This is a genomic window from Streptomyces sp. NA04227 (assembly GCF_013364195.1).
In the GTDB taxonomy this organism is placed as follows: Bacteria; Actinomycetota; Actinomycetes; order Streptomycetales; family Streptomycetaceae; genus Streptomyces.
The window spans coordinates 6,835,995-6,861,005 of the sequence record NZ_CP054918.1 but is presented as its reverse complement, the minus strand read 5'-3'; the positions used below and the strand labels follow the sequence as shown (position 1 = coordinate 6,861,005).

The following is a 25,011-nucleotide window of genomic DNA, read 5'->3' as shown; positions in this document are numbered from 1 at the left end:
CAAAGCAACGACTATAAGAGTCGCTCTAGACCCTCGCTGCATCGAAATCAGTTGTCAATACGGGCCATCACAACGAAATTAGTCTCTCAAGCCTTGCGTGGCAGACATGGTTCATGTTTGGCTGGAGGTGTGACAGCACGTGAGAGGAGCGGCGGTCCACCCGCCGTCGACGAGGTTTCCAAGGCGATCATCGAGCAGCTCCAGGAGGACGGCCGCCGGTCCTACGGAGCCATCGGCAAGGCCGTGGGCCTGTCGGAGGCCGCCGTCCGGCAGCGCGTCCAGCGGCTCACCGAGCAGGGCATCATGCAGATCGTCGCCGTGACCGACCCGCTGACGATCGGTTACCACCGTCAGGCCATGGTCGGTCTGAAGATCGAGGGCGACGTCGACCCGGTGGCCGAGGCGCTCGCCGAGATTCCCGAGATCGCCTACGTAGTGATGACGGCAGGCTCCTTCGACCTGCTGGTCGAGGCCGTGTGCGAGGACGACGAGGGCCTGCTCGAACTGATCAACAAACGGATCCGCACACTGCCCGGCGTTCGCTCCACCGAGAGCTTCGTCTACCTCAAACTCCGCAAGCAGACCTACACCTGGAGAACCGGATGACCGCCGCAGCAGGACTTTCGCAGCGCGCGTACGACCACCTGTGGATGCACTTCACCCGTATGTCCTCCTACGAGTCCGGCCGGGTGCCGGTGATCGTGCGGGGCGAGGGCGTGCACATCTGGGACGAGCAGGGCAGGAAGTACCTCGACGGCCTCGCGGGCCTCTTCGTGGTCCAAGCAGGCCACGGGCGACGGGAGTTGGCCGAGACGGCCGCCCGGCAGGCCGGCGAACTGGCCTTCTTCCCGGTCTGGTCCTACGCCCACCCCAAGGCGATCGAACTCGCCGAACGGCTCGCCTCGCACGCCCCCGGTGACCTCAACAAGGTCTTCTTCACCACCGGCGGCGGCGAGGCCGTGGAGACGGCCTGGAAACTGGCCAAGCAGTACCACAAGCTGACCGGCAACCCGACCAAGTACAAGGTGATCTCCCGCGCCGTCGCCTACCACGGCACCCCGCAGGGAGCACTCTCCATCACCGGCCTGCCCGCGCTCAAGGCACCCTTCGAGCCCCTGGTTCCCGGCGCCCGCAAGGTCCCCAACACCAACTTCTACCGGGCCCCGTTGCACGGCGACGACCCGGAGGCCTTCGGCCGCTGGGCGGCCGACCAGATCGAGCAGCAGATCCTGTTCGAGGGCCCTGAGACGGTCGCCGCTGTCTTCCTCGAACCCGTACAGAACGCCGGTGGCTGCTTCCCGCCCCCGCCCGGCTACTTCCAGCGCGTACGCGAGATCTGCGACCGGCACGACGTCCTGCTGGTCTCCGACGAGGTCATCTGCGCCTTCGGCCGCCTCGGCACCCTCTTCGCCTGCGACAAACTCGGCTACGTCCCCGACATCATCACCTGCGCCAAGGGCATGACCTCGGGCTACTCCCCCATCGGCGCGACCGTCGTGTCCGACCGCGTCGCCGAGCCCTTCTACCGCGGCGACAACACCTTCCTGCACGGCTACACCTTCGGCGGGCACCCGGTCTCCTGCGCCGTGGCCCTGGCCAACCTCGACCTCTTCGAGCGCGAGGCCCTGTGCGACCACGTGCTCAAGAACGAGGAGCCCTTCGCCCGCACCCTCGACAAGCTCCGCGACCTGCCGATCGTCGGTGACGTCCGCGGCGACGGATTCTTCCGCGGTATCGAACTCGTCAAGGACAAGGCGACGAAGGAGACCTTCACCGACGAGGAGTCCGAACGCATCCTCTACGGCTTCGTCTCCAAGGCCCTCTTCGACAACGGCCTCTACTGCCGGGCCGACGACCGCGGCGACCCGGTCATCCAGCTCGCCCCGCCGCTGATCGCCGACCAGGCCGTGTTCGACGAGATGGAGGAGATCATCCGGCATGTGCTCGTCGAGGCGTGGAGCAAGCTCTGAGGAGCTGACGCGCGGCAGTGAGCCGTCGGGCCGCCGTCAGTACGACGACGTCAGCACGACCACGTCCTCCTCGTGAAGGCTCCCCGCCACCACCGTCCCCTCGTACTCGGCGACGCCGGTGACGAAGCCGTACGAGCCGTCGTCCGTGCGGCGGTCCTGGACCAGGCGGCCGTCCAGGTCGTAGGCCATGACCCAGGCGATCGGGACCGGCTTGGGGCGGATGGCCTCGGGGAGGTTCCACAGCAAGGTGCGCGGGAGGCCGGGGAGCGGCAGGAGCCTGTCCAGGAGGGCGTTGCGCGGGGCCGCCACGGCGACCCGTACGAGGCCGTCGCTGCCGAGGCTCATGTTGTCCGGCAGCCCCGCGAGGTTCTCGGCGAACGGCTCAAGAGTGTCCGCCTTGGGACCGGTGAGCCAGTAGCGGCGCACCCGGTAGCCGCCGGTCTCGGCGACCAGCAGATGTGAGGCGTCCGGGGCGAGGACGAGGCCGTTGGCGAATTTGAGGTCGTCGAGGAGGACGGTGACGGTGCCGTCGGGGTCGCGCCGTACGAGCATGCCCGTACACGAGTGCTCGATGATGTCGCCGATGTGGTGCTCCAGGTCCCAGCGCGTGGTGGACACGGTGAACCAGAGGGTTCCGTCCGGGGCCCGCACCACATTGCTGGCGAAGGTGAGCGGCTTCCCCGCGAGGGTGTCCACCAGCACCCGGACCGAGCCGTCGGCGGACATGTGCAGCAGCCCCCGGTCGTGGTCGCAGACCAACACACCGCCGTCGGGGCAGGCTTCGAGCCCCAGAGGCCGCCCGCCGGTGTTCCCCACCACGGTGCGCGAGCCGGTGTCCGGGTCGATGCGCACCACGCTGCCGTCGGCGAGGCCGGTGAGCAGCGCGCCGTGCCGGTCGAAGACGACGTCCTCGGGGCCGTGACCGCCCGTCGCGAGCCGGCGGTCGACGGTGAAGGGGCCGGTCACAGCCGTACGGCCACTGTCGGCCGGGGCCGGGGGCGGGCTCCAGCGGCGAGGGGACAGCAGGCGGCGGTTGAGGGGCACGGTGGGCTCCTTACCTGGGCGTCGGTGAAGCCGGGGTGCGGGCTGGGGGGCAGGCCTTTCGCAGCCCGGCCCCGTGCGGTGTGAGCTCCCCGTCGTCGCCCCACGGGGAGCGCGACGACGGGGAGCTCGCACCGCACGCACGTCGAGTAGGGCATACCCCTCTCAGGCGGAGGAACGACCTGTTCCCCGCGCGGCGGAGCAGGCACCGACCCCACCCACACACCTCCACGCTCCCCTTCTCACTCTCCTGGTCAACTCCGGCCCCCACCCGCCCCGCTCACGAGAGAGCCGACGGCCGGCGCGGCGGCGGGATGCGGTCCAGGAGTTCCCACAGCGGTCTGGAACCCGCCGCCCACGTCCCGAGTACGCGACGGTCGACCAGGTGGATGCGGTGTTCCCTGCCCCAGGGCACCGCCTTCGAGGAGAAGCGGCCGTTGGTCAGGACCACCGCGACGTCCGCGCCGTGGATCTGCCGGGCAGTGCCGTTGACCTGCTGGAGGACGCCCACGCCCACGGCCGAGCCCTCATCGCCGTCCCGCCGGTGCTTGCACTGGATCGCCCAGACCCGGCCCGCCGGATCGACGGCCCGTACGTCGCAGGCGTTGTCGCCCGCGCCGCCCAGTTGCTCCGCGTCGCAGCCGTCCCGGCGCATCAGGTCCCGTATCGCGAACTCGAAGGACCGGTGGTCCAGCGAGTCCAGTTCCGCGATGCGCAGCCGCAGCGCCCTCGCCCGTACGCGTTCCCACTCCGCGCGCCGACGGGCTGTGCGCACCCGGAGCGCGGCCGCTGCCGCTGCGACCGCGCCGACACCGACGAGCACCCACACATGCGTGAGCAGCCACTGCACCAGCACCAGAGTCGCGCCCGCCCCCGCCGCCACCGGCAACCACAACGGAGACTTCTGGTTCCGCTTCCCGCCCCTGCGGACGGGACTGCGCCGGGGTGCACGGCGCACCGGGCGGCGGCCGCTCACCGCGCGTCCGTCCTCATCGTCGAAGCAGACGTGAACCTCGTGGCCGACATGGCAGAACTACCCCTCTTCACAAGCCGATTGGCATATCCCCGTGCAGGTCGTATGAGAGCACGAGGCAGTGACAACCCGTAGGTGAGACGTCACTTGAAGTAAGGGATTTTCGGACAGCGGGAGCCGCGCCCAGGACAATCGAGCCGCCGCCGACCTGGAGGTTCGCCCTCCACCCCGTCAACTTCGGCCGTTCTGACGCCGAAACACTCCAAGGGCCCGCGGACTGGGAGCTCGATCACTTCACCCACGTCTTGCCACATTCACTATGTTTACGCAAACATACTAGGGCGGAACTCCTTCCCGCCTTTGCGCCCGACCGGCGCGCCCCCGCAATCAGCACAGGAGCACCAGCACATGCCCCTTCTTCAGATCGACGACGGGTTCCGGCTCGACGGTGAACCCTTCCGGCTCCTGTCCGGAGGGCTGCACTACTTCCGGGTGCACCCGGAGCAGTGGGCGGACCGGCTCCGGAAGGCCCGGCTGATGGGTCTCAACACCGTCGAGACCTATGTGCCCTGGAACCTTCACCAGCCCCGGCCCGACGAGTTCCGGATGGACGGCGCGCTCGACCTGCCCGCCTTCCTCGATCTCGCCTCGGCCGAGGGCCTGCACGTACTGCTCCGCCCCGGGCCCTACATATGCGCCGAGTGGGAGGGCGGTGGTCTGCCCTCCTGGCTGCTCGCCGAGCCGGACATCCGGCTGCGCTCGCGCGACCCCCGCTATCTCGCCGCGGTCGACGACTACTTCACGCGGCTGCTCACGCCGCTGCAGCCGTACCTCGCCACCCGTGGCGGTCCGATTCTCGCGGTGCAGGTGGAGAACGAGTACGGGGCCTACGGTGACGACCGCGGCTATCTGGAGCACCTCGCCGCCTCGCTCCGCGAGAACGGCGTCGATGTGCCGCTGTTCACCTGCGACCAGCCCGCGGACCTCGCGCGCGGCCGCCTGCCGGGCACGCTGGCCACGGCCAACTTCGGCAGCCGCTCCGTCACGAACCTCGCGGCGCTCCGTGCCGAGCAGCCCCAAGGGCCGCTGCTCTGCACGGAGTTCTGGATCGGCTGGTTCGACCGCTGGGGCAGCCACCATGTGGTCCGCGAGCCGGACCTGGCGGCGCAGGAGCTCGACGATCTGCTGGCGGCGGGCGCGTCCGTCAACTTCTACATGTTCCACGGCGGGACCAACTTCGGCTTCACCAACGGCGCCAACGACAAGCACACCTACCGGCCCACCGTCACCTCCTACGACTACGACGCCCCGCTCGACGAGGCCGGTGACCCGACCGAGAAGTTCTGGGCCTTCCGCAAGGTCATCGCCAAGTACGCACCGGTTCCGACGGAGCCCGTCCCGCCGAGGGCAGGCAAACTCACCCTGGAGAACCTGGAGTTGACGCACAGCGCGGATCTCCGCGAGTCCGCTGCCGTGCTCGGCGAGGCCGTCGCGGGGCCCCGGCCCCTGACCATGGAGCAGCTCGGACAGGACTTCGGGTTCGTCCTCTACGAGACGGTCCTGAACGCCGAGGGCCCGGTGCTGCTCGAAGTCGAACAGGTCCGTGACCGGGCCCAGTTCTTCCTCGACGGCCAGCCCGTCGGAGTGCTGGAGCGCGAGAACCACGAGCGCGCCCTCGCGTTCACGGTGCCGCGCGCGGGCTGTGTCCTGTCGGTGCTCGTGGAGAACCAGGGTCGCGTCAACTACGGGCCCGGCATCCACGACCGCAAGGGACTGCCCGGACAAGTCCTGCTGGACGGCGTCGAGTTGGCCGATTGGACCAGTCGGCCACTGCGACTGGACAGCCTGGACGGGCTGGACTTCACCGCCACCGCGGCCCCCCGCACCGGCCCCGCCTTCCACCGCGGCACCTTCGAACTCACCGCGACCGCCGACACCTTCCTGCACCTCGACGGCTGGACCAAGGGCAACGCCTGGGTCAACGGCTTCGCCCTGGGCCGGTACTGGTCCCGCGGACCCCAGCGGTCCCTGTACGTACCCGCTCCGGTACTGCGCACGGGCACCAACGAACTCGTCGTACTGGAACTGCACGCGGCCCCCCGCGCGCGCTCGGTGGACTTCCGCGAGTCGCACGACCTCGGGCCCACGGAGGAGTAGGACGCCTGGCGTTTGGCGCCTGGCGTTTGGCGTCCGCCGTCCGGCGCACGCCAGACGCCAAACGACAGGCGCCGAACGGCAGACATGCAGCGGCCGGGCACCGATCCTAGGATCGGTGCCCGGCCCTTTGAGGTCGCCCTGCTTACGGCCTTCGAGTCAGGGCCTTCGGCTCACGGCTCGCTACCGCTTCCGGGACCCGGCGCTCGGCAGTGACCAGGACTGGTTGTTGCCGGTCGTGGGCCGGTAGACGCCGACCGCGGCGCCGTCGTGTGTGGCCTCGTTGATGACGTCGAGCAGTTCGCCGGTGGCCTTGTTGACCAGGGTCTGATGGCCGTTTCCGGTGGTCGAGCGCAGCCACTGCTGTTCCGCGGAGCTACCCGGCTCGGCGAAGGTGAGGGCGCCCGAGGACACCGAAAGCGCCTTGCCGGTCTTCTTGTTGGTGACGCGGTACGTGGCGGTGTTGCCCCAGTCGTCGGCGGACAGCTTGGTGAAGGTCCACTGCTGCGACGGGTCGTCCGGGTTCGCGTTGCGCTGGGTGGGTGTGACGGTCCCGTCGGCCTCGGACGCCGTGAGCGCCATGCCGCTGTGGTCGCTGACGATCTGGCGCGGCGCGCCCACGGGGGCGGTGGCGGTCTCGGGGTTCACCCCGTCGACGCCGGGGAGGACGAAGGTCGTGACCGATCCGGGGCCGACGACTGCCTTGAGTGTCCTGCCCTCGGTCTTGAGGTCGCTGTCGCGGTGCAGATTCTTCTCACCGTCGGTGGTCCAGCGCTCGACGGGAGCGTCACCGACGTTCTGGAAGCCCTCCAGATCGAGGGTGATCTCCCGTTCGGAGTCGGTGGGGTTGGTGTGCACGACGACGGTCCCCGCTCCCTCGGGCCGGATCGCGGCCAGGGTTTCCGGGTCGTCGGTGTTGATGACACGGGCGCCGGGACGGATGAAGCGGCTGTAGTTGCCCATGGCCCAGTACTTCTTGTTCTTGCGCAGCGGCTCCTTGGCCGCGTCGGCCGGGGTGAAGTCGGTCTGGATCAGGCCCCAGTTGGAGTTCTCGTGCTCCGGGGTCATGTTCTCGTAGTCCTCGATCGCCTGCCACAACACCCAGGCGCTCGGCTCCAGTTCCCTGATGTCGTCGTTGATGTGACGGGCCAGGTCCAGGGCCGGACTCATGTCGGTGAAGCTCTGTGGTGCGCTGCCGCCCAGGTCGACTTCGGACATCCACAGCGGGGTGTCCTCGCCCTTGGCGATGTCGCGTGCGCCGGTGCGTCCGCCGGTGCCGTAGGTGTGTGTGTTGAGCCGGCCGACGGCGTCCCGGACGGAGCTCTCGTAACTTTCCCAATTGCTGCGGAACAAGCCGGAGTTGGTCTCGTCCATCGCCGCGATGCCGGTGGGCAGGCCCTCCTTGTCGAGGGTGGCGCGCAGGGTGGAGACCATGCGGGCCTGGGAGGCCGGGTCCCAGTGCGAGCCTTCCTGGCGTCCGCCCGCGCGCCAGTAGTCGGTGCCCGGTTCGTTGACCGGCGAGAGGGAGTCGAAGGTGACGCCCGTGGAGTTTTGCGCGCGCTTCATCGCGCCGGTGAGGTACTGGGCGAACCTCTCGTACTGGTCGGACCGCAGGTTGTCCTTCCAGGGGTCGTTGTGGCCGGAGACCAGACCGCTCTCGGTCATGAAGTACGGGGCCGAGTTGGAGAAGGCCTCGAAGGTCTTCGCGCCGCGCTCCTTGGCCGCCTTGAGCCACCAGCGCTGGTTGGCGTCGGCCTCGGGGTTCCAGTGCTCGGGGTTGGCCGGGTCCCACCAGTTCGGCGACTCCTCGCCGGGCCGGTTCCAGTAGCCGGGTACGGCACCGCCCGCGCGCATGTAGGGCTGGGTCTCGGGGCTGTCGCCGCCGCCGATGTTGTAGCGGGCGATGGTGAAGCCGAGCCCGTCCTTGCCGTAGAGGTCGTCGGCAAGGCGCTCGCGCTGGGCGTCCGGCCAGCCGCCGGTGACATTGGCGAACCAGGCCAGGGCGGTTCCCCAGCCCTGGAACGGCTGTTGCTGATAACTCGGATCGAGCCGGACGGTCAGGGCCGCGGCCGAGGTCTCGGCCCCGGCGTGGGGCGCTGCGACCCCGGCGGCGGTGACGGCCGCCACGGCGGTGAGGGCCGCCGCGGTGCGGCGGGTCACCGATGGTCTGCGGATGGCGAACACGTGCTGCTCCAATTCGGGTTCGGGTGAGGGGGCGACGTACGGCGGCGGGTGGCCGGGCGGTCCGGGGAGGGGGCGCCGACTTGGGGCCGCAGAGGTGTGCCCCGCGCGGGAAGCGCGCGGGGCACTTGGGCGCGTACGCCGTGGTGAGCGCCTGGTGAGGGGCGGGGTGGTGAGCGCCGATGGTGGGCGCGAGGGCCAGGACGCGTACGCGCCGACCGTTCAGATGGCCGAGTTGCTCAGGCGGCCGAGTGCTCCCACTTCTGGTTGTCGCCGTTGCCGCAGGTCCACTGCTGAAGAGCGGCGCCGTCGGCCGTCGACTCGTTCACGACGTCCAGGCACTTGCCACTGTGCTTGGCGATCAGCCGGACATAGCCGTCGGTGTCGGTCTGCTCGACCTTCCACTGCTGGGACTCCCTGCCGTCGCAGGTGTTCTGCACGGCATAGGCGCCGTCCTCGGTGGCGGCGTCCTTCACGTCGAGGCACTTGCCACTGTGCCTGGCCATGATCTGCACGTGGTCCGAGTCGAGCTTCTTGAACCAGTAGTGCTGGTTGACGCCCCAACCGCAGCCCCACTGCACGAACTGGGCCCCGTCGTTGGTGTCGAAGCTGCTCACGTCGGCGCACTTTCCGCTCTTGCGCGAGGTGAGCTTCTCCCAGGTGACGTCCATGCCGGAGACGGAGCCCGCCTCGGTGTCCACCGTGAGGTTCGGCGAGTAGTCCATGGTCATGGTGGTCTTGGTGGGGAACTCCAGCGGCAGCCAGACGTACTTGGAGTCGTTGACCATGCCGCCCATGGAGTTGCCCCAGCGGTCTCCCATGTACATGTAGTCGGTGCCCTTGGTGCCCTGCACCGGCAGCACGTACGCGGTCTGGCTGCGGTAGGTGGTGTTGTCGCCGATGTCCTGCAGCCCGCTCCACTCGCCGGTGACGCTGCTCGCGGTGGCGTACTTCTGCTGGTTCGGCCCCCAGCCGGTGGCTCCCGAGGTGAGCAGGAAGTACACGCCGTCACGCTTGAACATGGCCGGTGCCTCGCGGGACTGGCCCGCCCACAGCTTCTGGACCTGTTCCTCGATCTTGGTGTAGTCGGAGTTCAGCCGGTACACGTGCAGGTCGCGGTTCTCGTTCGCGGCCGAGATCATGTAAGCGGTGCCGTCGTCGTCCACGAACGTGGTGATGTCACGGGACATGTGCTCGTCGAACGGGCGGAAGCTGCCCTTCCAGCTGTAGTCCCCGTCCACCGTGTCCGACACCGCCACCGCGGCGCGCGCCTCGGAGTAGTCGGTGGGGCTGCCCTCCTTGTGCATCCACATCACGAACTTGCCGGTGCTCTTGTTGAACATGACCTTGGGCCGCTCGATGTTGGCGCCCTTCAGCTCCGGGTCGGTCTCCTGGGTCAGTACGTGCTTGCGGAACTCCCAGGTCTTCAGGTCGGTGGAGCGGTAGGCGGAGACATAGCGGAAACTGTTGTCCGCGTTCCGGTTCTCGCCGAACCAGTAGTAGTACTCCCCCACCTTCACCACGCCGCCGCCGTGGGCGTGGACGGGCTCGCCGTTCGGATCGGTGAACTGCGTCCCGTTGGGGACGGTGACGGGTTCCGCCTGGGCGGTACCGGTGGTGCCGAGGAATCCCAGCACGAGGGCGGAGAGAACGGCCAAGGTCCGTGCGGTACCTGGTGGATTGCTGCGCATGGTCGGGTGTCCCTTGCTGTCTGTCGGGCAGTGTGGGCTGCCGTCTGTCGGGCAGTGCGGGTCGGCGCCGGAGTTCCGGGTGTCCCGGGGGAGCGGGCACGCGGTCCGAGCCGGGGAAAGCCCGGGCCCTACGAGGGGCGCGGAGACGCGTCGTCGTGTTACGCGAACGGGACAACTGTTTAATGTTTGCGTAAACAACGGCGCTTGGGGAGAGTGTGGGAGTACCCCAAGTGAGTGTCAAGAGCTTGGGCAGGGATACCTCCCCCGCTTGACCCGCCAGTGATGTTTACGCCAACATTCGCAGGGCGCCCGTGCAGCGCCCACCCACTGCCGCCGGACGCGGGAAGGACCCATGACGACGGACAAGAGGGGCAGGTCCCTGCGTTCACGGCCGCCCAAACAGTGGCCGTCGATGGCGGACGTCGCCGAGTTGGCGGGCGTCTCCTCGCAGACCGTCTCCCGGGTCGCCAACAACCGGGAGAACGTGGAAGCGGGCACCCGGGAGAAAGTGCTCTCGGCGATGCGGACGCTCGGCTATCGCCCCAACACGGCCGCCCGCGCGCTGGTCACCGGCAGATTCGGCGCCCTCGGCGTGATCAGCTTCGACGTGGGCGCCCACGGCAACGCCCGTACCCTCGGCGCCATCGCGGACGCCGCCCGCGAGGCCGACTTCTCCGTGAACTTCATGGGCATACGCGCACAGACCGAGGCGGCCGTGCAGCACGCGTTCCGGCATCTGATGCTGCAGTCCGTGGACGGCATCGTGCTGGTCGAGTCACAGATGCTGGACACCCCGTCGCTGCACCTGCCGCCCGCGATGCCGGTGGTCGTCGCCGACGGGGACACCGGGCACAGCTACTCCAACGTCGACTTCGACCAGGCGCTCGGCGCCCGTAGCGCCGTCCGTCATCTGCTGGATCTCGGCCACCGCACGGTCTGGCACCTGGCGGGCCCCGCGGACTCCTTCGCCGCGCAGCGGCGGGCGGACTCCTGGCGGCAGACGCTCGATGCGGCCGGAGCCCCGGTACCCGCCGCGCTGCACGGCGACTGGACCGCGGAATCGGGGTACCGGGCCGGGCAGCGGCTGGCCCGGCTGCCCGAACTGACGGCCGTGTTCGCCGCCAACGACCAGATGGCGCTCGGCCTGGTACGCGCCCTGCACGAGGCGGGACGCCGGGTGCCCGAGGACGTGAGTGTCGTCGGCTTCGACGACATGGCGGAAGCGGCCTTCTTCCCGCCGCCGCTCACCACCGTCCGCCAGGACTTCGACCTGGTGGGGCAGCACTGCGTGACACTGCTCCTCGACCAGATCAACAACCGCAGCGACCGGGCACGCCGGATGGCCGTGGAGCCCGTCCTGGTGGTGCGCTCCAGTACGGCACCGCCAGCGCCCGGGGCCTCGGCCTGAGGTAAGAGCAGCTCGGCCTCAATTCTGGGCGGGTCGCCTGAAGCCCGGGCAGGTCGGCCCGAGGTCAGGGCTGGCGCCGCGCACCTCCCCCACCGCGCTCCGGAACTCACCTCACGCAGCTCCGCAGCCACCGGATGACGCCACCGAACCCGCCAACTCCCGCCCGCCCAGGGCTACTTCCGTGCCTTCTTCGCCGCGCGCGGCGGCGGCGCCGTACTCTCCCGGACCACCAGCCGGGTCGGTACCAGCCGCGCGCCCTCGGCGACGGTCTCTCCGCGCAGTTCCCTCAGGACGGTCTCCACGCACAGCTCCCCCACCTTGGAGAAGTCCTGGTGGACCGTGGTCAGGGGCGGGGTGAAGGCGGTGCCTTCCTGGATGTCGTCGAATCCGACGATGCTCACGTCCTCGGGCACCCGGCGCCCGCTCTCGTGCAGGGCGCGCAGGACACCGAGGGCCATCTGGTCGTTGGCCACGAACACCGCCGTGCACTGCGGATCCCGGGCCAGCTCGAGCCCGGCCCGGTAGCCGGACTCGGGTGTCCAGTCGCCGCGCAGCAGCTCCGGTACCGGACGGCCCTCCATGCGCAGGGTCTCCTCCCAGGCCGTGGCGCGGCGGCCCGCCGCGAACGACTCCTCGGGACCGGCCACATGGCGGACGGTGCGGTGGCCGAGGTCCAGGAGGTGGCGTACCGCTAGCTCGGCACCCTGGCGCTGGTCGGTGTCCACCACGGGGAAGCGGTCACCGGCGTCGGAGTCGACCACGACGACCTTCACATGGGGCGGGAGCGTGAGCGCCTGTCTGTCCAGGAGATGGACTTCCATGATGAGGACGGCGGCGTCCACCGCGAGCTCGCCGAGGCGGGTGAAGGCGCCCCGCACGTTGTCCTGGGTCGGGGTGTCGAGGGGCATCAGCGTCACCGCGTACCCGGCGTGGGACGCGCACTTCGCGATGGCCTCCAGCGTCCGGACGTTGCCGGTGCTGGAGAGGTCCATGGTGATGACGCCTATCGTCCTGAACTCGCCCCGCTTGAGGGCGCGCGCGGCGCTGTTGGGGCGGTAGCCCAGCTCCTCCATGGCGGCGAGGACCTTGAGCCGCGTCTTCTCGACGACCGCCGAGTCCCCGTTGGACACCCGGGAGACCGTCTGCGACGAGACACCCGCGAGGCGTGCGACATCGGCCATCGACACCCGGGATCCGGCCCGCTTTCCGCCACCGCGCCGACCGCCGCCGCCGGGCTCCGCCTCGGCAGCCCTGTCCCTCTCCGTCACCGAAATCCCTTCTTTTCACCATCACCTCGTGCTTGACGCCCCACAGTGTGAGTGCCACCATCACGCTACCGATGATTACGTAAACATTCCTCATCGGTCCAGCCCCTGATCGGCCGCTTCCGGCCTGAGGCCCCTCCATTCCCCAGACCGGTCGGTCACCGACACAAGGATTCAACATGACGCTCATGCCGACGTCGGCGAAGGCCATGCCGCCGCCTCGACCACGCCGTCCCCGTTTCCGTCGGCAGGCGCTCACCGGATGGGGCTTCGCCGGACCGTTCGTCGCGGTCTTCGCGCTGGTGTTCCTCGCTCCCATCGGCTACGCGATCCACCTCAGCCTCTACCGCGACCGACTCATCGGCGGGACGTCCTTCGTCGGCCTCGACAACTACGAGGCGGCGCTGACCGATACCCGGTTCTGGGAGGGCCTGACCAGGGTCGGACTCTTCCTGGCGATCCAGGTACCGATCATGCTCGGTATCGCCCTGCTCGTGGCCCTGGCCATCGACAGCGGGCGGCTGTACGGCAAGTCCTTCTTCCGCGTCTCGATCTTCCTCCCGTACGCGGTCCCCGCCGTGGTGGCCAGCCTCATGTGGGGCTTCATGTACGGCACCCGGTTCGGTCTGGTCGGCAACATCAACGACACCTTCGGCACCGAACTGCCCGACCCGCTCTCCCCCGACCTCGTACTCGCCTCCATCGGCAACATCGTGACCTGGGAGTTCGTCGGCTACAACATGCTGATCTTCTACTCCGCGCTGAAGGTCGTACCGCGTTCCCTCTACGAGGCCGCCGCGATCGACGGCGCGGGCGAGTGGCGGATCATCGCCTCGGTGAAGCTGCCCGCCATCCGCAGCGCGCTGATCATCGCCACGATCTTCTCGATCATCGGCAGCTTCCAGCTCTTCAACGAGCCGAGCATCCTGCAGAAGCTGGCGCCGAACGCGATCACCACCGACTTCACCCCGAACCTGTACACCTTCTCGCTGTCCTTCTCCGGCCAGCAGCACAACTACGCCGCGACGGTGGCGATCGTCATGGGTGTCATCACCGCGATCATCGCCTACGCCGTCCAGCTTCGCGGCATGCGGAAGGGCTGAGCCATGACGACCCACATCGCCGGTGCCACCGCCGACTCCACCGAGCCGGCCACGCCCAACGAGCCGCCGGCCCGCGCGCACACCGCGGTCGCCGCCCGCGCCGCTCGCCCCCGCCGCAGGCCGCACACCCCGCTCAACCCCCGACCCAGCATTCCCCTGACGCTGGTGACCGGCCTGGTCCTGCTCTACACGCTGCTCCCGCTGGCCTGGCTGGTGATCAACGCGAGCAAGAACCAGAAGGACCTGATGGACTCCTTCGGCCTCTGGTTCGGCGAGGACTTCGAGCTCTGGGACAACATCACCCGGACCCTGACCTACGACGACGGCGTCTTCGTGCGCTGGCTGCTCAACACCCTGCTGTACGTGGCCGCGGGAGCGGGCGGCGCCACGGTGCTCGCCGTGCTCGGGGGTTACGCGCTGGCGAAGTACGAATTCCCCGGGCGGCGCGCGGTGTTCGCGGTCGTCATCGGCGCGGTCGCGGTACCCGGTACCGCCCTGGCCGTACCCACCTTCCTGATGTTCAGCGAGCTGGGCCTGACCAACACCCCCTGGGCCGTCATCATCCCCTCGCTCATCTCCCCCTTCGGCCTGTACCTGATGTGGGTCTTCGCCTCCGAGGCGGTACCGACCGAACTCCTCGAAGCGGCCCGCATCGACGGCTCCGGCGAACTGCGCACCTTCTTCACGGTCGCGCTGCCGCTGCTGATGCCGGGCACCGTGACCGTGCTGCTCTTCTCCATGGTCGCGACCTGGAACAACTACTTCCTGCCGCTGATCATGATCAAGGACCCGGACTGGTACCCGCTCACCCTCGGGCTCGACTCCTGGAGCGCCCAGGCCCGCACCGCGGGCGGCGAGGCCGTCTTCGACCTCATCATCACGGGCTCCCTGCTCACCATCGTCCCGATCGTCGCGGTCTTCCTGCTGCTCCAGCGGTACTGGCAATCGGGCCTGTCCGCGGGAAGCGTCAAGGAATGAACCCGGCGGCGCGACCCGCCGCCCGCCCGCGCCCCGTGCCCTCTCCGCTCTCCCCGCTCTCCCCGCACTCCCTGCTCTCCCTGCTCTCCCTGCTCTCCCTGCTCTCCCGCACACCGAACCAGGAGCACCACTCATGAGAACGAACAGCACCCGGCGGCTGATCGCCGCGGCCGTCACGGTCTGTGCCATGGCCGTCGGCACCACCGCCTGCGGCTCCTCCGAGCCCTCCGCCGACGGCAGCCCGGACGATGTCGCCGCAGCACTGGAGAAGGGCGGCAAGGTCACCGTCTGGGCCTGGGAGCCCACCCTGAAGAAGGCGGCCGAGGAGTTCGAGGAGAAGCACCCGAAGGTCGACATCGAACTCGTCAACGCGGGCACCGGCGACAAGCAGTACACCGCCCTGCAGAACGCCATATCGGCCGGCTCCGGCGCACCCGACGTGGCACAGGTCGAGTACTACGCCCTCGGACAGTTCGCCATCGGCGAGAACGTCGAGAACCTCGCCGGGTACGGCGCCGCCGACCACGCCAAGAAGTTCACCAACGGCCCCTGGAACGCGGTCAAGTACGACAAGGCCGTGTACGCCCTGCCCATGGACTCCGGCCCGATGGCGCTGTTCTACAACAAGAAGGTCTTCGACAAGCACCGCATCGAAGTCCCCACCACCTGGGACGAGTACGTCGAGGCGGCGCGGAAGCTGCACAAGGCCGACCCCAAGGTGTTCATCACCAACGACACCGGCGACGCGGGCGCGACCACCAGCCTCATCTGGCAGGCGGGCGGCCGCCCCTACAAGTCCGAGGGCACCGACGTCGACATCGACTTCCGGGACGCGGGCAGCAAGAAGTACACCAGCACCTGGCAGAAGCTCCTGGACGACGACCTTCTCGCGCCCGTCAGTTCCTGGAGCGACGAGTGGTACAAGGGCCTGGCCGACGGCAGCATCGCCACCCTGTCCATCGGCGCCTGGATGCCCGCCAACTTCGCCTCGGGCGTCGCCTCCGCCTCCGGCGACTGGCGCGTGGCCCCGCTCCCGCAGTGGACCAAGGGCGACAAGTCCAGCGCCGAGAACGGCGGCAGCTCCCTCGCCGTCCCCAAGGGCGCGAAGAACAAGGCGCTCGCATACGCCTTCATCGAGTACGCGACGACCGGTGCCGGTGCCGCCGCCCGCGTGGCCGACGGTGCTTTCCCGGCCACCCGCGCCGACCTGGAGTCGCAGGAATTCCAGAAGAAGGAATTCCCGTACTTCGGCGGGCAGCAGGCCAACAGAATCTTCGCCGATTCCGCCCGCAATGTCGGCACGGGCTGGTCGTACCTGCCCTACCAGGTGTACGCCAACTCCATTTTCAACGACACCGCAGGAAAGGCGTACGTCTCCTCGAAGCCACTCGCCGAGGCGCTGAAGTCCTGGCAGGACGCCAGCGTCAAGTACGGCACGGAACAAGGCTTTACCGTCAACAAGTAGAGCGGGTTTTCCGGGTGGCTGAGCACCCCTGATCCCGTGTGCCGTCGGCCGGTTCGACCTGGCCGGTCGGCGGCACACGGAGCCCGGTGACCTACCGAGTTCCGTCCCCCTCCACACCAAGACCGACCGTCCTCACCCGAGTTGCATTCCGCGTTTTGTGCACAAGCTCGTGAGGGCGGATTTCGGCATGCCTTCGGCCGGGCGCATATCGCGCGGCAGGTATTTTCTCCCGAATAACTCTCGGCACCCTCACCGCACTTGACATTTCCCGTATGCGTGAGTGCCAATATGACCCACACACGTGAACGTGCTGTTTCTGTTCCGGATGTTTTGAGCGCTCGAGGCCACCCTTTCCTTCCGGCCGCTCGCACCGGTCACCCGCAGTTCCTCGCCACGCGACTCGCCCGCGCTCGGGCCCAAGTGTCGCGGCCTCGCTCAAAGGAGTCCGAGATGTTCCGTACGTCCCGTCAACGCGCAGCCGCCGCAGGCCTGTTGCTCACCCTCGGACTGACCACGGCCTGTTCCTCCGGCAAGGAGAGCACCGGGGACGACTCCGTCGACAAGGTGGAGGGCAAGATCTCCCTCACCTATCTGCAGAAGCAGGGCGACCAGGAGTACTTCGTCGGTGAGGCCGCCGGGGCCAAGGCCAAGGCGAAGGAGCTGGGGGTGGACCTCAAGGTGGTCAACCTCGGCAACGACGCCAACAAGACCATCAGCGAGATGCAGTCGGCCATCGCGCAGAAGACCCACGGCGTCATCGTCGTCGTCCCGGACCCGGCGGTCGGGCCGCAGGTCGTGCAGACCGCGCGGGAGGCCGAGGTCGCGCTGCTCACCTCGGACGACCAGATCTGCATCACCGGTCCCGACCCGGCAGACTGCGAGAAGCAGGACCTGGTGCCCCGTATCGGCTTCAGCGGCGAGCAGATGGGCCGGGAGGTCGGCATGCGCGCCGCCAAGGAGTTCCGCAAGGCGGGCTGGAAGGCCGGGGAGACCCGGGTCGTCTCCGCCTGGAAGCAGGACGTGACGGTGTGCGGTGACCGCGTGAAGGCCGCCGAGAAGGCGTTCCGTGCCGAGGTCGAGGGCGTGAAGGTGATCGACGTCCCGACCGACAACACCCCGACCGGCGCGCAGGACAAGGTCGCCGCGACGGCCACCGCCAACCCGAAGGTCAAGAACTGGGTGGTCTGGGGCTGCAACGACGAGAACGCCATGGGCGGCGTGACCGCCCTGGAGAACTCCGGCATCGCTTCCTCCCGCATCATCGGCGTCGGCCTCGGCGGCTATCTGGCGTGCAAGGAGTGGGGCACGGACGCGTCGACGGGAATGAAGGCCGCGCTGTTCATCAACGGCCGTGACGTCGGCGCCCTGGCGGTGCAGACCATGTACGACAAGCTCAAGAACGGCAAGGAGTTCCCCGCCGAGGGCTTCGCCCCGACGACCATGGTCGACCGCACCAACTGGAAGTCGTCCGGCCTGAGTTGCCACTGAGCATCGCTCTCGGTCGCCACTGAGCACCGCTCGCCCGGCGGCGGCATGCAGCCCGCCGCCGACCGACCATCCCCCCGCCGACGGCCGTCAACCCCACGGGCGGCCCTCGGCCCGGCGGCCCCGGCACCCTGCCCCCCTGCCGGGGCCGCCGCCACCAACACCCCCGCCCGACTGCTTCGAGGTGAACCGACATGACCAGAGCCCCCGATCCGCCCACCGGCTCGGGCCCGCCGTCCGCACCGCACGGCGCCCCCGCCCCCCAAGGCGCGGTCGGCGTCCACGGGATCACCAAGCGGTTCGGTCCGGTACAGGCCCTGAGCGGTGTCACCCTCGACTTCCCCAGCGGGCAGGTCACCGCCCTGATGGGGGAGAACGGGGCGGGAAAGTCCACCCTGTTGAAGATCCTCACCGGCGACCACCGGCCGACCGAGGGCCACCTCACCGTCGACGGCGAACGTATCGACCTGGGCTCCCCCGCGGACGCCCGGGCCGCGGGGATCCGGATCATCCCGCAGGAACCCGAGATCATCCCGCATGTGTCCGTGGCGGAGAACGTCTACGCGGGCTCGCTTCCCCGCAAACGCGGACGCGTCCTGAACCGGGCGGAACTGCACCGCCGGATCACCGAGGACCTGGCACGGCTCGGCTTCGCCGAGGTCCTCGACCCCCGCCTGCTCGGCTCCCGGCTCACCCCCGCCCAGCGTCAACTCGTCGAGATCATGCGCGCGTTGACCGGTGACACGCCGCCCCGTCTGATCGCCTTCGACGAACCGACCTCCTCGCTCTCCGAACACGAGGTGGAGGCGCTCTTCGCGCTCATCCGCCGCCTGCGCGACGAGGGCATCGCCCTGGTCTACGTGTCCCACCGCATGCAGGAGATCTTCCGGCTCGCCGACCGCATCGCCGTACTGCGCGACGGGCGCCTCGTCGGCGTGCAGGAAGCGGCCGCCACCAACGAACGCGAGCTGGTCCGCCTGATGGTGGGGCGCGACCTCGCCGGGATGTTCGTACGGCAGCGGGTGGCCACCGACCGCGTCGTACTCGACGTCAAGAACGTCACCACCGACGCGGTGACGGACATTTCCCTGCAGGTCCGGGCCGGTGAAGTCGTCGGTCTGGCGGGGCTCGTCGGGGCGGGGCGTTCCGAACTCGCCTTGGCGCTCGCGGGAGATCTGCCCGTGCGCGGCGGCACCGTCACGCTCGACGGACAGTCCCTCCCCGGCGGACGTCCCGGCGCCGCGATCCGGGCCGGGCTCGGCCTGGCCCCCGAGGAGCGCAAGGCGCAGGCCCTGTTCCTCCAGCAGTCGATCCGCGACAACACCTCGCTGGTCGTACTCGACCGGCTGCGGCGCTTTCGCTTCGTCCGGCGTACGGCGGAGCGGGAACTGGCGCAGCAGTACAGCGACCGGCTTCGCGTACGCGCCCCGTCGATCCGCCACGAGGTGCGCAAGCTCTCCGGCGGAAACCAGCAGAAGGTCGTCCTCGCGCGCTGGCTCGCCCACCGGCCGAAGGTGCTGATCCTGGACGAGCCCACCCGCGGTATCGACGTCGGCGCCAAGGCCGAGATCTACCAGATCATCGCCGACCTCGCGGAAGAGGGCGTGGCGCTGCTCGTCATCTCCTCCGAACTGCCCGAACTCCTCGGCCTGGCGGACCGGGTGGTCGTCATGCAGGGCGGGCGGATCACCGGCGAACTCGACCGCGGCGAAGCCGACGAAGCATCCATCCTCGAACTGGCCATGGCAGACGACCTGGCCAAGGCCGCCCCTGGAGCCACGTCATGACCCTCACCAGCACTCCTCCCCCGGCCTTGAACAAGCCGACGGGCGGCGCCCGTTCGCTCGACGTACCGAGACTGCTCAGCGGCATCGGCGGGCAGAACCTCTCTCTCGTCGGCGCACTGGTCGCCGTACTGGCCCTGTTCGGGATCCTCAACGACAACTATCTGAGCCTGGACAACATGCAGGTCGTCGCCGAGGCGGCCACCATCACCGGTCTGCTCGCCATCGTCCAGACCGTGGTGATCATCTGCGGCGGCCTGGACATCTCGGTCGGCTCGCAGGTCGGCGTCGCCTCGGTGGTCAGCGCCATGGTCTTCACCAGCACCGGCTCCAACGCCCTGCTCGGCATGGCCGCCGCGGCGGGCGTCGGCATCCTGATCGGGGTGCTGAACGGCCTGATCATCGTGTACGGACGGGTCAACCCGACCATCGCCACCCTCGCGGGCCTGGCCGCCTACAAGGGTGTCGCCCAGCTCTTCTCCGGCGGCCGCGCACAGGGCTATGTCCTCAACGACGACGTCTTCGTCTTCCTCGGCCGCGGAAAGATCGCGGGGCTCCCGGTGATGGTGTGGATTCTGGTCGTCGTCGCGGTCGGTGTGCACCTGCTGCTCAAGTACACCGACATCGGCCGCAACCTGTACGCCATCGGCGGCAACGACACCGCCGCCCGCCTCGCCGGAATCAAGATCAACAAGTATCTGATCTGTGTCTACGCCCTGATCGGGGTGGTGGCCGCGATCGCCGGAATCCTGCTGACCGCGCGTACCGGATCGGGCCAGCCGGTCTCCGGCAGTGAAGGTCTCGAACTCAAGGCGATCACCGCGGCCGCGCTCGGCGGCGCCGCGCTCAAGGGCGGCAAGGGCGGTATCGGCGGCACCCTGCTGGCGGTCGCGCTGCTCGGCTGCCTGGAGAACGGGCTCACCGTCGAGGGCATCAACTCCTTCTGGCAGAACGTCGCCCAGGGCGCGCTCCTCGTCGCGGCTGTCGCCATCCAGCAGCGGCGCAGCGGCGAACGGGCCGTGGGACTGCCGCACTGACCCGCGCCCCCTCCCGACCCGGCCGGCCCCGACCAATCCGGCCGCAGGCCCGGCGGCCGTCCCGCACGGACGGCCGCCGGGCACTTTGTGCGGCGGGCACCTGGCGCGGGGCAGGGCGGCGCAGGGCGCGGCCATCCGGTATTTCCGGGGCTTCTGGGCACATCCGGGTGGGGAACACTTCGCTACCTTCGCCCCGAAACAGCTCAAAGAGATAGAAATGCCATATGGGTGGATATCTGGCTCCTGTGTACCGTCGCCTGATCCGGTGGCCCAAAAGATCCGCCGCGTCGAAACCGGCACCACTCGACGGCGCCGGCGACGACGCCCGCTCGTCCGACCCTGACCCCGGCCCCGGATCCGGCAGCAGCCCCGGCAGCGGCCCGGCGCACTGGATGTCCTGGCTGACCAGAGGCAGCGTCGCCCGCGAGGTGTTCCTCCTCCAACTGGTGCTCGTGATCCTGCTCGTCGCGGCCGCCCTGCTGGCCCTGGTCGTCCAGGCCCGCCGCAACACCATGACGGACGCCCGGCACCGGACCGTCGCGGCAGCCCAGTCCTTCGCCCACGCCCCCGGGATCGTGGAAGCCCTGAACAGCGACAACCCCACCAAGCGGCTGCAACCGCTCGCCGAGGAGGCCCGCAAGGCCTCGGGCGTCGACGCGCTGATCGTGTACAAGCTCGACGGCATCACCCTCACCCACAGCGACACCAGCCAGCTCGGCAAGCACGTCATCGGCCCGTACGCCGAGGCCGCCGGGGGCAAGTCCTTCACCAGGACCTTCGACGGCGCCCTCGGCCGGTCCGTGATCTCCGCGGCACCGGTCAAGGACTCCTCGGGAAACGTCGTCGCCATCGTCTCGGCGCCCGTCACCGTGGAGAAGGTGGAGAGCTCGGTCAACCAGCAGGTGCCGCTCTTCCTGGCCAGCGCGGCCGGGGCGCTGGCCCTCAGCGCGGGCGGGACGGGACTGGTGAGCCGTCGGCTCCGGCGCCAGACCCATGGCCTGGGACCGGCCGAGATGACACGTATGTACGAGCATCACGACGCGGTCCTGCACGCGGTACGCGAGGGCGTCCTGATCATCGGCCGGGACGAGCGGCTGCTCCTCGCCAACGACGAGGCGCGCAGACTGCTCGACCTGCCGCCGGACGCGGAGGGACGGCCGGTGACCGATGTGGGACTGGACGCCGGTACCGCAGGGTTCCTCACCTCGGACCGGCTGGCCACCGACGAGGTCCACCTGGCGGGCGAGCGGCTGCTGGCCCTCAACAAGCGCTCCACCACTCCCTTCGGCGGCCATCCGGGATCCGTGGTGACCCTGCGTGACACCACCGAGCTGCGGTCCCTGTCCGGCCGCGCCGAGGTGGCCCGGGAACGTCTGAAGCTCCTCTACGACGCCGGTACCCAGGTCGGCACCACGCTGGACGTGGTGCGCACGGCCGAGGAGCTGGCGCGGGTGGCGGCTCCCCGGTTCGCCGACGTCGTCACCGTGGAACTCCTGGACCCGGTCCTGCGCGGCGAGGAGCCGACCGGCACCAGCACCGAGATGCGGCGGACGGCGATCTCCGGTCTGACCGAACGCCATCCCCTCTACCCGGTCGGCGAACTGATCCGCTTCAGGCCCGGCACCCCCATGGCCCTGAGCGCCGAGGGCGGCCGCTCCACGCTGGAGCCGGAACTCGCCTCGGCCGGGCGCTGGCAGGCCCAGGACCCGGAACGCGCCCGCCGCATCCTGGAGTACGGAATCCACTCCCTGGCCGTGGTCCCCGTACAGGCCCGCGGCGTGGTGCTCGGCCTGGTCGACTTCTGGCGCGCGGAGGGTTCACCTGCGTTCGACGAGGAGGACCTGTCCTTCGCCGAGGAGCTGGTCAGCCGTGCCGCGGTGTGTATCGACAACGCCCGTCGCTACACGCGCGAGCACGCGATGGCGGTCACCCTGCAACGCAATCTGATGCCGCGCGGCCTGCCCCAGCAGGACGCCCTGGAGGTGGCCTCTCGTTATCTGCCCGCTCAGGCGGGCGTCGGCGGGGACTGGTTCGACGTCATCCCGCTGCCGGGAGCGCGGGTGGCCCTGGTCGTCGGCGACGTGGTCGGCCACGGGCTGCACGCGGCGGCCACGATGGGGCGGCTGCGTATCGCCGTGCACAACTTCTCGGCCCTGGACCTGTCCCCCGACGAGCTGCTGAGCAATCTGGACGAACTCGTGGCACGGATCGACGCCCAGGACGAGAGCCCCGAAGGCGCGGGCCCGGGGATCACCGGCGCCACCTGTCTGTACCTCGTCTACGACTCGGTGTCCGGCAAGGCGGCCGTCGCCACGGCGGGCCATCTGCCCCCGGCCGTGGTCCACCCGGACGGCTCGGTGGAGTTGTGGCGCCCGCCGGTCTCGCCGCCGCTGGGCCTCGGCGCCGGTCTGCCCTTCGAGACCGCGCAGCTGACCCTCCCCGAGAACTCCCGGCTGGTGCTCTACACGGACGGGCTGATCGAGAACCGCGAGCGCGACCTCGACGCGGGCTTCGACGCACTGTGCGCGGCACTCGCCGGAGGGCGGCGTACGCCGGAAGCCCTCTGCGCCGGGGTGATCGAGGAGCTGCTGCCCGACAAGCCCGCCGACGACGTGGCCCTCCTGGTGGCCGGAACCCTGCGGCTCGACCCCTCGCGCGTGGCCGAATGGGACGTCCCCCGCGACCCCGCGGCCGTGGGCCCGGTACGCAGGGCCTGCGCCCGTGCCCTGTCGGAGTGGGGCCTCGACCACCTGACGTTCGGCACCGAGCTCATCCTGAGCGAACTGATCACCAACGCGGTCCGCTACGGCGCGGAGCCCCTCCACGTACGTCTGCTGCACACCGGCACCCTGGTCTGCGAGGTCTCCGACGGCAGCAGCACCTCGCCCTATCTGCGCCGGGCCGAGGACACCGACGAAGGGGGCCGCGGCCTCTATCTGGTGGCCCAGTACGCGGAGCACTGGGGCACCCGCTACTCCCCCAGGGGCAAGACCATCTGGACCTCGCAGTCGTACGGCTTGGAGGTGACGCCCGCCGCGGACGAGTCGGCCGACGACGTGCTCAGCAAGTGGGACGACCTGGAGCCGTGACGCGCCCGCGGTGCGCGCACGCTCCCCCGCCTGCCCGGCCCGGTCCGCTCCCGGCGGAAATGTACGCATTCGCCGAGTACGCTGGCCCTTACCTGACTGCGAAGAACGGTCCCGCCAGGATCCCAGTGGCGGTGTCCACGGCCTGCGTCACGTGCCCCGCGCACGGCCACCGGCCTTCCTGGAGGCGTCGTGTCCGCACCACACCGGGCCCGGGCGACCGCCCTGCGCTGCGTCGCCGCTCTGCTCGCACTCGGTCTCGGGGCCTGCTCGGAGGACGACGCCCCACGGCGCGTGGGTCCCGCCGAGGCGACCTCGGTGAGCGAAGTGGGCGGTATGGACGCCCTGGTCCGGGCGGCGAAGAAGGAAGGCCGCCTCAACGCCCCCACCCTGCTGCCCCGCTGGGCCAACTACGGGGGCCTGATCAAGGGCTTCGAGAAGAAGTACGGCATCGATGTCGTCGTCGACATGCCCTACGGCTCCAGCCAGGACGAGATCGACAGTATGAAACGGAACCGGGGCAAGAAGAGCGCTCCGGATGTGCTCGACCTCGGTGACTCCTTCGCCCAGTCCGCGGCCCGCCAGGACCTGCTCGCCCCGTACCGCGTGCGCGGCTACGACCGCATCCCCGACAGCCAGAAGGACGCCGAGGCCCGCTGGTACAACAGCTACGGCGGCTACGTAGCCATCGGCTGCGACACCCGGCGCGTCAAGCCCTGCCCGGTGTCCTTCGCGGACCTGCTCAAGCCGCGCTACCGGGGCATGGTCGCCCTCAACGGCAATCCCACCACGGCCGGTTCGGCCTTCGCCGCCGTGTACGCCGCGGCCCTCGCGAACGGCGGCTCGTTCGACGACATCGGGCCCGGAATCGAGTTCTTCGACCGGCTGGAGCGGGTGGGCAACTTCAATGCCGGCAACCCCAACACCGCCGCGATCGCCAGGGGCGACACCCCGATCAGCATCGAGTGGGACTTCCTCAACCTGAAGCACGTCGACGAGCTGCGCGGAACCCGGGTGGACTGGAAGGTCTCGATCCCCTTCGACGGCAGCTTCTCGCAGTACTACGCGCAGGCGATCAACAAGGACGCTCCACATCCGGCCGCCGCCCGCCTGTGGGAGGAGTACCTGTACACCGACCACGCCCAGAACCTGCGCCTCGTGGACTACGCCCGCCCCGTCCTGATGGACGTGATGGCCGAGGACGGCACCCTCGACAAGGCCCGCGCCGCCCGCCTGCCGACGGTCGAGGGTGCGCCGCACTTCCCCTCGGAATCCGAGCTGAACGAGGCGCTGCGGGTGGTACGGGAGGACTGGGCCACGTCCGGACCCAACTGAGCACGGCCGGACCGGACCGAGCGCGACGGACCGGCTGAGCACCGCCCACCCACCG

The 25,011-nt window shown here is 69.5% G+C and carries 18 protein-coding genes; 13 read left to right on the top strand and 5 right to left on the bottom strand.

All coding sequences use genetic code 11. From position 1 onward, the window contains the following. Window positions 1–129: 129 nt before the first annotated feature. Window positions 130–606 carry an Lrp/AsnC family transcriptional regulator gene (locus tag HUT18_RS28945; RefSeq protein WP_176103473.1) on the top strand — a complete coding sequence of 159 codons (477 nt, stop codon included), beginning with the start codon at window positions 130–132 and terminating at the stop codon, window positions 604–606. Next, window positions 603–1,970, top strand: coding sequence for an aspartate aminotransferase family protein (locus HUT18_RS28940; RefSeq protein WP_176103472.1), 1,368 nt, complete (start codon window positions 603–605; stop codon window positions 1,968–1,970). Before HUT18_RS28945 ends, HUT18_RS28940 begins: the two co-directional genes overlap by 4 nt. A 36-nt stretch (window positions 1,971–2,006) precedes the next feature. On the opposite strand, the gene HUT18_RS28935 is transcribed toward HUT18_RS28940, so the two are convergent. Next, window positions 2,007–3,014 carry an SMP-30/gluconolactonase/LRE family protein gene (locus tag HUT18_RS28935; protein WP_176103471.1) on the bottom strand — a complete coding sequence of 336 codons (1,008 nt, stop codon included), beginning with the start codon at window positions 3,012–3,014 and terminating at the stop codon, window positions 2,007–2,009. A 277-nt stretch (window positions 3,015–3,291) separates the two neighbouring features. Next, window positions 3,292–3,906 carry a restriction endonuclease gene (locus HUT18_RS28930; protein WP_254878854.1) on the bottom strand — a complete coding sequence of 205 codons (615 nt, stop codon included), beginning with the start codon at window positions 3,904–3,906 and terminating at the stop codon, window positions 3,292–3,294. 486 nt (window positions 3,907–4,392) lie between these two features. Between HUT18_RS28930 and HUT18_RS28925 the strand changes: the two genes are divergently transcribed. Beyond that, a complete protein-coding gene (locus tag HUT18_RS28925) occupies window positions 4,393–6,141 on the top strand; it encodes a beta-galactosidase (RefSeq protein ID WP_176103470.1) in 1,749 nt (582 codons plus the stop codon). Window positions 6,142–6,321: 180 nt separating this feature from the next. On the opposite strand, the gene HUT18_RS28920 is transcribed toward HUT18_RS28925, so the two are convergent. Both HUT18_RS28920 and HUT18_RS28915 read right to left on the bottom strand, forming a co-directional pair. Beyond that, window positions 6,322–8,322 carry a glycoside hydrolase gene (locus HUT18_RS28920; RefSeq protein ID WP_254878853.1) on the bottom strand — a complete coding sequence of 667 codons (2,001 nt, stop codon included), beginning with the start codon at window positions 8,320–8,322 and terminating at the stop codon, window positions 6,322–6,324. A gap of 236 nt (window positions 8,323–8,558) precedes the next feature. Then, window positions 8,559–10,010, bottom strand: a complete 1,452-nt coding sequence (locus HUT18_RS28915; protein WP_176103468.1) for an RICIN domain-containing protein — start codon at window positions 10,008–10,010, stop codon at window positions 8,559–8,561. Between the two features lie 412 nt (window positions 10,011–10,422). Here HUT18_RS28915 and HUT18_RS28910 point away from each other — a divergent pair, with 412 nt between their 5' ends. Then, window positions 10,423–11,418, top strand: coding sequence for a LacI family DNA-binding transcriptional regulator (locus tag HUT18_RS28910; RefSeq protein ID WP_176104862.1), 996 nt, complete (start codon window positions 10,423–10,425; stop codon window positions 11,416–11,418). Window positions 11,419–11,591: 173 nt separating this feature from the next. Here the strand turns inward: HUT18_RS28910 and HUT18_RS28905 are convergent, their stop codons facing one another. Next, a complete protein-coding gene (locus HUT18_RS28905) occupies window positions 11,592–12,599 on the bottom strand; it encodes a LacI family DNA-binding transcriptional regulator (protein ID WP_176104861.1) in 1,008 nt (335 codons plus the stop codon). Between the two features lie 263 nt (window positions 12,600–12,862). Here HUT18_RS28905 and HUT18_RS28900 point away from each other — a divergent pair, with 263 nt between their 5' ends. The 9 genes from HUT18_RS28900 to HUT18_RS28860 all read left to right on the top strand — a co-directional run bounded on the left by HUT18_RS28900 (window position 12,863) and on the right by HUT18_RS28860 (window position 24,956). Continuing rightward, a complete protein-coding gene (locus HUT18_RS28900) occupies window positions 12,863–13,786 on the top strand; it encodes a carbohydrate ABC transporter permease (RefSeq protein ID WP_176103467.1) in 924 nt (307 codons plus the stop codon). 3 nt (window positions 13,787–13,789) lie between these two features. Next, window positions 13,790–14,764 carry a carbohydrate ABC transporter permease gene (locus tag HUT18_RS28895; RefSeq protein ID WP_176103466.1) on the top strand — a complete coding sequence of 325 codons (975 nt, stop codon included), beginning with the start codon at window positions 13,790–13,792 and terminating at the stop codon, window positions 14,762–14,764. After that, window positions 14,761–14,901, top strand: coding sequence for a hypothetical protein (locus tag HUT18_RS28890; protein ID WP_176103465.1), 141 nt, complete (start codon window positions 14,761–14,763; stop codon window positions 14,899–14,901). The genes HUT18_RS28895 and HUT18_RS28890 overlap by 4 nt, the downstream gene beginning before the upstream one ends. After that, on the top strand, window positions 14,898–16,229 hold the full coding sequence (locus tag HUT18_RS28885) for an ABC transporter substrate-binding protein (RefSeq protein ID WP_176103464.1): 1,332 nt from the start codon (window positions 14,898–14,900) through the stop codon (window positions 16,227–16,229). The genes HUT18_RS28890 and HUT18_RS28885 overlap by 4 nt, the downstream gene beginning before the upstream one ends. Before the next feature lie 450 nt (window positions 16,230–16,679). Next, a complete protein-coding gene (locus HUT18_RS28880; RefSeq protein ID WP_176103463.1) occupies window positions 16,680–17,717 on the top strand; it encodes a substrate-binding domain-containing protein in 1,038 nt (345 codons plus the stop codon). 191 nt (window positions 17,718–17,908) lie between these two features. After that, window positions 17,909–19,501 (top strand): sugar ABC transporter ATP-binding protein, encoded by a 1,593-nt coding sequence (locus HUT18_RS28875; protein WP_176103462.1) that lies wholly within the window; start codon window positions 17,909–17,911, stop codon window positions 19,499–19,501. Next, a complete protein-coding gene (locus HUT18_RS28870; RefSeq protein WP_176103461.1) occupies window positions 19,498–20,535 on the top strand; it encodes an ABC transporter permease in 1,038 nt (345 codons plus the stop codon). The genes HUT18_RS28875 and HUT18_RS28870 overlap by 4 nt, the downstream gene beginning before the upstream one ends. Before the next feature lie 392 nt (window positions 20,536–20,927). Next, window positions 20,928–23,624, top strand: a complete 2,697-nt coding sequence (locus tag HUT18_RS28865; protein WP_176103460.1) for a SpoIIE family protein phosphatase — start codon at window positions 20,928–20,930, stop codon at window positions 23,622–23,624. Window positions 23,625–23,813: 189 nt separating this feature from the next. Next, entirely contained in the window at window positions 23,814–24,956 is a 1,143-nt protein-coding gene (locus HUT18_RS28860) for an ABC transporter substrate-binding protein (RefSeq protein ID WP_254878852.1), read from the top strand. The last annotated feature ends 55 nt before the right edge of the window (window positions 24,957–25,011 follow it).